The organism is Polaromonas sp. JS666 (genome assembly GCF_900103405.1).
Lineage (GTDB): Bacteria > Pseudomonadota > Gammaproteobacteria > Burkholderiales > Burkholderiaceae_C > Polaromonas.
On the sequence record NZ_FNHX01000002.1, the window covers coordinates 811,516 to 821,570 of the forward strand.

Genomic DNA, 10,055 nt, shown 5'->3' on the forward strand with positions numbered 1-10,055 from the left:
CGCGGCAACTTCGCCGCCACCGACGCCCTCCACGAAAGCCCTCCATGCCCGATTCCTCACACACTTCCCCGGAAAAACCCCAGCTGGCGCGCGCGCTCGAGAAAAACGACGCGGTCCAGGACGCGGTGGAGCGATCGGCCCAGGAACTCTTCGTGATCAACAACGTCCTGGAAAAAGAAATCCCGGCCTCCGTCAAGACGGGTGACGTCGCCACGGCCCTGGTCAGGACCGCGGAGCTGGAAAACAAGATCCAGGAGTCGGCCGAAGAGCTGGCCCACGTCAACGAGTTGCTGCAGAAAGAGATTTCAGAGCGCGCCGAGGTGGAGCAAAAACTGCACACCGCCGAAACCAAAATCGCCAAAAACAGCAAGGCCGGCGGCCACTAGCCTTTCAGCACGCCGTCGGCCTTGAACATGGCCTTGATGCCGCGCACCGCCTGGCGTATGCGGGCTTCGTTCTCAATGAGCGCAAAGCGCACATGGTCGTCGCCGTGGTCGCCAAAGCCTATGCCCGGCGACACACACACCTTGGCCTTGTCGAGCAGCTGTTTGGCGAACTCCAGCGAGCCCAGCTTGCGGTAGGCCTCGGGAATGCGCGCCCAGATGTACATGGACGCCTTGGGGCAATCCACCGGCCAGCCCGCTTCGGTCAAGCCTTTGTAGAGCACGTCGCGCCGCGCCTGGTACTGGGCGGCGATGTCTTTCACGCATTGCTGGTCGCCTTCGAGTGCGGCAATCGCCGCCACCTGCAGCGGGGTGAAGGTGCCGTAGTCGTGGTAGCTCTTGATGCGTGCCAGCGCCGCCACCAGGTCGGGGTTGCCGACCATAAAGCCCACGCGCCAGCCCGCCATGTTGTAGCTCTTGGACAGCGTGAAGAACTCCACCGCAATGTCCTTGGCGCCCGGCACCTGCATGATGGACGGCGCTTTCCAGCCGTCGAACACGACGTCGGCATAGGCTAAATCGTGCACCACAAAGATGTCGTGCTTGCGCGCCAGCGCGATCACTTTCTCAAAAAACGCCAGCTCCACGCACTGCGCCGTCGGGTTCGACGGGAAGCCCAGCACCATCATCTTGGGCTTGGGGTAGCTGCCGCGTATGGCTTTTTCAAGCTCGGCAAAAAAATCCGTGTCCGGCGTCAGCGGCACCGAACGTATGTCGGCCCCGGCGATCACCGCGCCGTAGATGTGGATGGGGTAGCTCGGGTCGGGCACCAGCACGGTGTCGCCGCGGTCCAGCGTGGCCAGCATCAAATGGGCCAGGCCTTCTTTCGAACCTATGGTCACGATGGCCTCGCTGTCCGGGTCTATGGCCACCTGGTAGCGGCTCTGGTACCAGTGGGCAATCGCGCGCCGCAGCCGCGGTATACCCTTGCTGGCCGAATAGCCGTGGGTGTCAGGCCGCTGCGCGACCTCGGTGAGCTTGGCCACGATGTGCGCCGGCGTGGCGCCATCGGGGTTGCCCATGCTCATGTCGATGATGTCTTCGCCGCGCCTGCGCGCGGCGAGTTTGAGCTCGGCCGTGATGTTGAAGACGTAGGGGGGAAGACGGTCAATGCGCGCAAAGCGGCGCTTGCCTGGGGAAGCGGACATAGGAAGTAACTTTCACGTAAGCGCCCGGAACCGTCCGAGCGACGTGGCCGGCAATGGGGCCGGCCCAGCGCAATCGTAACCCATGTAAGTTCTGGTCACAGGCTGCGCGCCGGATGGATCGCTGACGCGCAATGAAGCCGGGCAAATCCGCCCCGGCCACCCGTGAATATTCCCCAAACGGCGGGCTGTCCACGGGTTGTCCAAACTCGCGGGGGGCAGATAGAGTTCGCCATCGCTCGTTTCCCGCAAAGCCCCCGGCGCGCTTCGCACGCGCATCCGTGTTGTTGCAAGAGACCGGCCGCCATGCATGTCCACCCGCGCAGTGGAAGGTTTTCAGGATCGCGCTCCCAGACTTTCGCCAGTGAAGAGTTGCCACCGCCGCCGTGCGCCCGCACAGCGCCGCCCACCGCTTTGAACAAGCCGACACGGGAACTTGATGATCGAGCTGACTTTGTTGACGCCGCAAAAACAAGACCTTCACCCGATGAAGGCGGAGGACTTGTTTCTGTGGCAATCCGAATCCCCGCTGCTCGAAGACGCGGCTGAGCCGGGCGAGGCCGAGGCGCAGGAGATCGTCTTCTACCCGGAGGACAAGGAAACAGCGCTGCGATTGCTTTTTAATACCCGGGAAGCCGCCCTGCAGGACCGCGTCGCGGGTTTTTCCAATTCGCTGTATGCCCTGTACGGCACTGCCGGGCGCCAGGCCTTTGCCAACGGGATCATGGATCCCCCCGTCACGACCTGGGACCCGTCGGTGGCGCCGCGCACGCCCTTGAAGCCGCCGCTCAGGGGTGAACCGGTTTATCGCGGGGAAAGCACGCCCAAACGCCATGCGCTGCTGACGGCGTACAAAAGCCACAAAAAAATACTCGACAGCTTTATCGCCCGTGCCGAAGAACGCATACAGGCCAAGGCGCGGGAAGTGGTCAAGGCACGGCTGGAGAAGATCCACCAACAACTGCTGCAGGAGCGGGTCCGGTACCGGGTGACGCCGCAAGGCGCCACGAACCATGCGCCCGAAGTCAATGCAGACCTCGGCAGCCTGGCGCAGGCCATGTGGGAAATCGGCGTACTCAGGCGCGAGCTTGAATATTTCAACGAGCTGAACCTCACCGCGGCACAACACATACCGGGCACGGGCTATTACGGCCCGAGCTACGCGGCCTTCATAAAACGGACGGAACTGGTCGAAAAAGACCGGGCACGCACCCAGGAAATCCTGGCCGAAAAGCTGGCCGGGCACTGCAGGCGCCACCCCATCCTGTACAGGCTGTGGAACCATGAGGTGGTGTCCGAAGTGGCCGATGCCTGGGGCAACGCCCTGCCAAAGGACAAGCAAGACAAAGTCGCCTACGGCACCAGGCTCTTCACGGTCATCGATGAAACACTGGACGATGTCCAGCGGGCCGGGGGCCTGATGGAAACGGAATTGAACGAAACGCCGGAAGTGGTCTGGCGCTATTCCCCCGTGATCAACGACGCCCTGAAACTGCTGCACCTGGGCCAGGGCGACATGGCCTGGATGGCGGCGCAGGAAAAGCTCGCCGCGTTCAAGGGCGCGATGGGGCCGTTTGCAAAGCTGAGCGTCGGCATCGACATCGTGGAAAGCCTTGCGGCACTCGCGGCAAGCACGCCGCCCGCCGCCGCGCTGCTGGCGGCCGCCAGCCTGGCGTCGGCCCTTGGAAGCGTCATTGAGTCGGCCGTGGAAGAAGGAAAAAAAGACCAGGCGTTTGCCGCATGCCTGAATCCCGCCGACAGTTTCGCCGCCGAACAGGGCAGCTACATCGGCTCGGTCGTCGGGGCCTTGTTTCTCATCCTCCAGTTGCGCGGCACCGCCAGGATCGGGGGGCCGCCATGAACGCGCCCAGGATCAACCTGCTTCCCGCCAAAAATCCGGTCGCCACGAAACAGGCCATCGAGATGCTGGAGAGCACCGTCTCCGGCTTGAAGAGCGGGTACTTCCGCAGCACGCGAATCGGCGACCCGCTGCTTCCGGCATTCATGGCCTTCGTGAGATCCAGCGCGGAAGCCGCCGCCGCGTGGCACAGGCTTTCCGGCGCGGCCAAATGCCACTGGAAACGCCTGGACCAGGTCTCCCATTTCACCCTCACCGCGCAGCTTGTGCGCGTCACGGAGATGCTGGATGCGGCCGCCGGCGTCACCGCGGCGGACCGGCTGGCCCTGCGCCGGGAACTGGGCCAGTACCTGGTGTCCCTGGGCACGGTGATGGATGAGGAGGCCCAGGCCTTGGCCAGGGCCCAGGGTAGCCGGGCCGCGCCCCGCCTCGCCCGCGGGAGCTATGACAACCTCGAAAAGCGGGCAGTCCAGGCTTTTGCGGACATCCAGAGGGAGATGGGTCTTGCCATGGCCCGCAAGGAAGCCGCACGGGTGCAGAAGGCCTTCATGCGGCACATGCGAAAACTGGAAACCTCGGGGACGGCGCTGTCGGGCACCGACCACATGCTGCTGACCGCCTACAAGAAGTTTTCCAGCCAGATCGACGCTTCGAGGCAAGCCGAATGGACGCGCGTCTGGGACTTTCTGGCCGGCAACGCCAAAGGCGCCCCCTCCCCCGAGGCCATCAAGGCGGAAATGCGCGAATTTGAGCGCCTGGCGCAAGCGTTCGAGAAGACGCGAGATCCCGAGACCCAGATGAACCTGTTCAAAGCCATGGAAGCCGCCAAAAAAAGCCCTGTCCACAGCAGCCTCAAGGGCAAGGTCCTGGGCGAGATGTTCGCGCAGCACTGGGACGACTGGATCCTCCACATGGACGCCTACGAGGACCTCGCCAACGAAGCCGCCAGGGCGCTGGGCCCCGGATGGAAGGCACGCAAGGTCTACGGAAACATGCGGCTGGGCGGCAAGGAATACCTGGACCAGGCGATCCTGCTGGTCAACGAAAGCCTGCCGGCCACGACAAGCCCCTCCGCGCCCCTGTCCAAACTCTTCCTGGGCGTGCAGATCAAGGTGGAAAGCATCAACACCTCGCTGGAGCAGACCCTGGCCGACATGGTCCGCGAAACCGGAAGCAGCATCCTGGAAATTGAGAGCAAGGACGGGACCCGCACACTGTTTCGCCTGCTGCCCTCATTGCCCGGCGAAAAGGCCCATCGCTGGGTGCTCAATGCCGCGGAAAGCGACTTTCCCGACAGCGCCTTGAAAAAGGCCATCGAATCGCGGGTCACCCTGCGCCAACAGGCCATGCCCATGACGCTTGAAGAGTTCAACCTGCTGGCGCATGCCTTGATGCGCGCGGCCGCCGATGCACTTTAACCAGAAGGAGAAAAATCATGATGGATCTCGCCGATTTCACGCTCACCCGCCCGCTGCGCCGCGTCGAACCCACCGCGGAGGAGAACCTGTTGCTGATGTCGCCGCTGGTTCGAACGGTGGCCCAGTTCCTGGGCCAGGGCGCCCTGCCCGGGGATGCCGCCATCACCGAAGCGCTGACGGCTTTCAAGGAGGATTCCAACCACTCGGTGGAAAGGGTGGCGAACCCGGACACCGGGCCGCAGTATTTGATCGCGCTGGTGTACGGCATCGAGATATGGCTTGCCCAGAACGAGGACCTGGTCAGCGGCGCGGACCTCGCGGAGCAGGTGCGCCTTGCGGCCGCCGATTACCTGGACCACTACACCAACCCGGGCTGGAACGAGGCCCTCGCGACCTATGCCCGGGACCTGGCGGGATGGACCGTGGCCTGGCTCTTCGAAACGCCCAAGAAGCACGCCCAGCTGGCCTGGGCGGCGCGTTATGCCCTGGTGGTCTCCCTGATCCAGCAAGACCCGCAAGCGCTGTCGGCGCTCAAACCCGGCCAGGTCCACGCCAAACTGAACCGCCGCTTTGTGACCTTGCCGGCATCGCTGGCGCACGCCTTTCCCGAAGCCCGCATCAAGCTGATCCGAGAAGCCTCCGTCGCCGACATGCACGTGGTCAGGAGCGAATGGCGAGGCTACCTGCCCGGCGAGATCGCCATGATCCGCAACGTCATGGCCGGCGAGACCTACCAGGAGAACGAGAAAAACTTTTCGGAAACCGAAAACATCTCCCTGTCCGAAACCGCCACCTCCAGCAGCCAGCAAAAGCAGGACGAGAGCCAGAACGAGTCCGACATGAGCCGCGACCTGCAGACCCAGTTGTCCCTGGCCGTCAGAGGCCATGTGCAAACCGACTATGAGCAGAACATGCCGGGAAGCCGCTACTCGGTCAACGCGGGCGGGGAGGCCAGCGTGCAGCTGGGACGGTCCGACCGCGTCGCGTCGCGGATCGCGCGCAAGGCCGTCTCCAAGGCCGTCGCCGCGATAGAGTCGCAGACCAAGGAATCCCGCCAGCGGCGCGAACTCATCCGCAAGGAAACCTCGCAACGCCACGCCTTCAGCTCCGACGACGCCAACCGCAGCGGCATCTACCGATGGGTGGACCGGGTGGACCGCTACCAGGTGTTCACCTACCCCGACCGCCTGCAGCTGGAATTCGAGCTGCCCGAGCCGGCCGAGTACGTCAGGTGGCGGACGGCGGCCAAAGTCCGGGCCAGTGAAGCCAAGGCGCCGCCCGCCTGGACCGTCACCAAAGAAGCGCTGACCCCCGAGGGCGTGCTGGCGCTGGCCTCCACCTACCGGGCCTCCAACCTGCCCGTGCTGCCCGATGCCGAGGTCTCGGTGGTGCTGGCAAAAACCGCGGTCGCGGCCGAGCTGCCCGACGCGGCGGGAACGCAGTGGGCGCCGCCTACCGTTGCAATTTCAGCGGAGGTGGCGGTGCCGGCCGGCTACGCGGCCCATGCGGTGGAGTACTCGGGGTTCGCAACGCCCCTGCACGGCAAATGGATGCGCCAAAGCGTGGCGGCCAACAACTATGACAGCGGGCCGGTGGACTGCTACCACGGGATCGTGGCCAACGTGTATGTGGGCAGCTCCAACGCCGGCTACGCGCAACTCGTCGACGGGCAAAGCGTCCAGGTGAGAGGCGCCTCCGAAGTACCGCCCAAGTACAGCGAAGCCATGCTGAACATCACCGACAGCGCGCAGGCCGCCGTCACCGTGGCCCTGTCCCCTCCCGCGATTGAGAAATTGAGCCTGACCGCCCAGGCCACCGGCTGCCATTCCTTCGGGATGACCTTCACCGTCAAATGCCAAAGAACGACGGAGGCTTTCGAGACCTGGCAGCATGCCGTCTACGACGCCCTGTTCAGCGCCTGGAACGACTGGAACCAGGCATGGCAAAACGCCCAGGACAGGCGCGCGCTCGTCAGCGCGCTGCCGGTCGGCGAGTCCTCACCCGCAAGAAACCTGCAGACCATCCGCGACGAGCTCAAGCGGCAGGTCATTGCCTGGCTGCTCGATGAGTCCCCCTTCAACGGCCGCGACGGCCTGAAGGCGGCGGCAGCCACCACCGGCGGCGTGACCCCCTGGAGGGAAACCGATTTTGACAAAGCCCGGCTGGATGCCCCGACGGTCCAGTTTTTTGAGCAGGCCTTCGAATGGGGAAACATGGCCTATGTGTTCTACCCCTACTACTGGGCGGGGCGGCAGAACTGGGACGAGCTGGCCACCCTGGAGGGCGTGGACCCCGAGTTCGAACGCTTCCTCAAAGCCGGCGCCTGCCGCGTGGTGCTGCCTGCGCGGCCGGGCATGGAAGCCGCCGTCCATCACTGGCTCCTGTACCAGCAGCCCTTCCTGGGACGGCCCATGCCCCTGCCCGGAGATGCGCTGTTTGTTTCGGTCGCGGCGGAGATCCGCGATTTGACGCAACCGCCCGAAGGCGGCATCCCCGGCGAGTCCTGGGATTCCCGAAGCGGCACCACGCTGGTGTGGCTGGACAGCGCGATGACCCTGCCCAGGAACTCCAGCGTCAAGCTGGGGACCGCACCGAACGAGCCCAGGGAGCCCATCGTGCTGAGCTGAGCAGCAAGGCCCTCACCCCTGCCCTCTCCCAAAGGGAGGGGGCGTAAAGAGAAACCGCAACCGGGCAAGAAACGATTCCAGCGCCAGCACCCCCCAAAACCCGCCGGCATAAGCCAGCACATCCATCCAGTCGGCCACCGAGCCCAGCACAATCCGCAGCACCCGGTTCTCGACATGCCAGCCGTTCGCGGCCGCCGCATACTGGCCAAGCTCGACCCCGCAACCCACGGCAAACGCCAGCAGCGCAAGACTCAAGGTGTTGGCCTTGAGCACGGTCTTTAACAAAAAGTACACCCACACCACCGCCAGCACGTCGCCGACAAAGCCGCGCAGCCAGCGGTGCTGCGACCACACGGTCGCGATCAGCACTTCAACGATGAAAATAAGGACGGCCCACAGCGCCGCTTCGCGGTCAAAACGCAGCGTCATGCGAAGGGCCCAACCCCACCCGCCCCACTCGACCCACCCGCTTCACTCGGGCACATGGATGCGCGCCTTCACATGCTTGAGGTTGGCCACAATGGTGAAGGTCATCACCACCAGCAGCGACCAGGAACTCCATTTGCCCACATGCACGATGGACCAGGCGCCCAGCTGGTTGGGGTAGTGCCAGAGGCTGAAGAAGGTGCTGATGTTCTCCGCCACCCAGATAAAAAAGCCGATCAGCAAAAAGCCCAGCAGCAAGGGCATGCTGCGGTCCCGGTCATAGGGCCGGAAAATCACCGAAGACCTGGCGTACAAACCCGCCAGGCAGGCCGCGATGTACCAGCGGTAGTCGACCCAGTAATGGTGGGTGAAAAAATTGGCGTAAATCAGCACCGCAATCACCACCGCCATCCAGTACGGCGGGTGGTGCCGGATACGCAGGTCAAACAAACGCCAGGCCTGGATGATGTAGCTGCCCACCGCCGCATACATAAACCCCGAAAACAGCGGCACGCCAAACAGCTTGGTATAGGCAAAGTCCGGATAGCTCCAGGACTGGATAGCCCCCGAGGTCTTGAAAACCTCCAGCGCAAAACCCACCACGTGAAACAGGCAGATGGCCTTGAGCTCATCCAGCGTTTCCAGTTTGGCCAGCACCATCCAGCCTTGAATGAGCAATGCGATCACCAGCAGCAGGTCATAGCGCGGGATACCGGCCAGGCCGGCTCGCGGCACCAGGAACACCGCCGCAAAGAACAGCCCGGCAAACAGGCAGGCCCTGGCCTCCTTCAAGCCAAAGCAGCCGAACTCCACCAGAAAGCGGCGAAACCCCGACAGGCCCTCATGCGATTTTTCCCGGATCAGCCAGTTGTCCAAGGCGAGCAAAGCCATCGGTATCTACCTTTTATTTTTGATTGATTGCCACCGCCGGTTTGTTGTGCCTCTGGGCTGTGGCTCCCTCGCGGCCGCCAGCCGGCGACCGATGCGATTCTGGCACACAGAAAAAAGCCCGGACGAACCGGGCTTTGACGCAAGGCGATGCGGCAAGCCCAGCTAAATCGCCACCAGCTGCCGCACGCCGTTGGTTTCCATATCCTTGCCCTGCCCGCGCGCGATGAACTCGCCGCGCTCCATCACCAGGTAGTCGTCGGCCAGTTCCTGCGCGAAGTCGTAGTACTGCTCCACCAGCAGGATGGCCATGTCGCCGCGGTCGGCCAGCATGCGTATCACCCGGCCTATGTCCTTGATGATGCTGGGCTGTATGCCCTCGGTCGGTTCATCCAGGATCAAGAGCTTGGGCTTGGCCGCCAGCGCGCGCGCAATCGCCAGCTGCTGCTGCTGCCCGCCCGAGAGGTCGCCGCCGCGGCGGTTCAGCATCTGCTTGAGCACCGGGAACAGCTCATACAGCTCGGCCGGGATCGGCGTCGCAGCACTCTTGTAGGCCAGGCCCATGCGCAGGTTTTCTTCCACCGTCAGGCGGGCGAAGATTTCGCGGCCTTGGGGGACGAAACCTATGCCGGCTCTTGCCCGTTCATACGGTGTGCTGGTTTGAATTTGTTTTCCGTCGAATTCAATCGTGCCGGTTTTGATGGGCACCAGGCCCATCAATGACTTGAGCAGCGTTGTTTTGCCTACGCCGTTGCGGCCGAGTAGTACTGTCACCTTGCCGAGGTGGGCATCCAGGCTCACATCGCGCAGGATGTGGGAGCCGCCGTAATACTGGTTAATGTTTTTTACTGTGAGCATGTGCTTGCCTCTCTGTTCTCTGCTGAGGGCGGCTGGCCGGGAGTGGCCCGGCGGCCAGTAACTTTCTTTTGCTTCGCCAAAAGAAAGTCACCAAAGAAAAGGCGACCCTGGTTGCTGCGTCCCTCCGCTTCGCTGCGGGCAACCTGCGGTGCTCGGTTCAGGCGGGGTCTCGCTAAACTCGCTTCGCTCAAACAACGCGATCCCTTATCCGCCTGAACCTGCGCTCCTCGGCGCATCCACAAGGGGCAATCGGGATCGGGAGCGGGGACAAAGACAAACAAGGACACGCTGTGGCGTGTCCTTGCGGTTTTTGGTATTCGGGTTTCTGTCTTCGGCTGTTGGCTGTTCGGTCTTCCTGTACCCACCCCTTGTGGATGCGCCGAGGAGCGGAG

Annotated in this window: 8 protein-coding genes; 4 read left to right on the forward strand and 4 right to left on the reverse strand. The window is 63.5% G+C overall.

The window, feature by feature from the left end; all coding sequences use genetic code 11:
* Nucleotides 1–44: 44 nt before the first annotated feature.
* On the forward strand, nucleotides 45–386 hold the full coding sequence (locus BLQ85_RS08235; RefSeq protein ID WP_074575804.1) for a hypothetical protein: 342 nt from the start codon (nucleotides 45–47) through the stop codon (nucleotides 384–386).
* On the opposite strand, the gene alaC is transcribed toward BLQ85_RS08235, so the two are convergent.
* A complete protein-coding gene (alaC, locus tag BLQ85_RS08240; RefSeq protein WP_074575805.1) occupies nucleotides 383–1,591 on the reverse strand; it encodes an alanine transaminase in 1,209 nt (402 codons plus the stop codon). The genes BLQ85_RS08235 and alaC overlap by 4 nt on opposite strands.
* A 436-nt stretch (nucleotides 1,592–2,027) precedes the next feature.
* On the opposite strand from alaC, the gene BLQ85_RS08245 reads away from it, so the two are divergent.
* Genes BLQ85_RS08245 through BLQ85_RS08255 form a run of 3 tightly spaced genes read left to right on the forward strand, consistent with a single transcriptional unit; the run spans nucleotide 2,028 to nucleotide 7,491 of the window.
* Nucleotides 2,028–3,449, forward strand: coding sequence for a hypothetical protein (locus BLQ85_RS08245; protein WP_074575806.1), 1,422 nt, complete (start codon nucleotides 2,028–2,030; stop codon nucleotides 3,447–3,449).
* Nucleotides 3,446–4,864, forward strand: coding sequence for a hypothetical protein (locus BLQ85_RS24215; RefSeq protein WP_074575807.1), 1,419 nt, complete (start codon nucleotides 3,446–3,448; stop codon nucleotides 4,862–4,864). Before BLQ85_RS08245 ends, BLQ85_RS24215 begins: the two co-directional genes overlap by 4 nt.
* 17 nt (nucleotides 4,865–4,881) lie before the next feature.
* Nucleotides 4,882–7,491, forward strand: coding sequence for a hypothetical protein (locus BLQ85_RS08255; RefSeq protein ID WP_074575808.1), 2,610 nt, complete (start codon nucleotides 4,882–4,884; stop codon nucleotides 7,489–7,491).
* A gap of 12 nt (nucleotides 7,492–7,503) precedes the next feature.
* Here BLQ85_RS08255 and BLQ85_RS08260 read toward each other — a convergent pair whose 3' ends face one another.
* From BLQ85_RS08260 to urtE, 3 genes are all read right to left on the reverse strand, one after another.
* Nucleotides 7,504–7,920, reverse strand: coding sequence for a ribosomal maturation YjgA family protein (locus tag BLQ85_RS08260; RefSeq protein ID WP_074575809.1), 417 nt, complete (start codon nucleotides 7,918–7,920; stop codon nucleotides 7,504–7,506).
* A gap of 42 nt (nucleotides 7,921–7,962) precedes the next feature.
* Nucleotides 7,963–8,808 (reverse strand): DUF817 domain-containing protein, encoded by an 846-nt coding sequence (locus tag BLQ85_RS08265; protein WP_074575810.1) that lies wholly within the window; start codon nucleotides 8,806–8,808, stop codon nucleotides 7,963–7,965.
* Nucleotides 8,809–8,970: 162 nt separating this feature from the next.
* A complete protein-coding gene (gene urtE / locus BLQ85_RS08270) occupies nucleotides 8,971–9,663 on the reverse strand; it encodes an urea ABC transporter ATP-binding subunit UrtE (RefSeq protein WP_074575811.1) in 693 nt (230 codons plus the stop codon).
* Nucleotides 9,664–10,055: the final 392 nt, after the last annotated feature.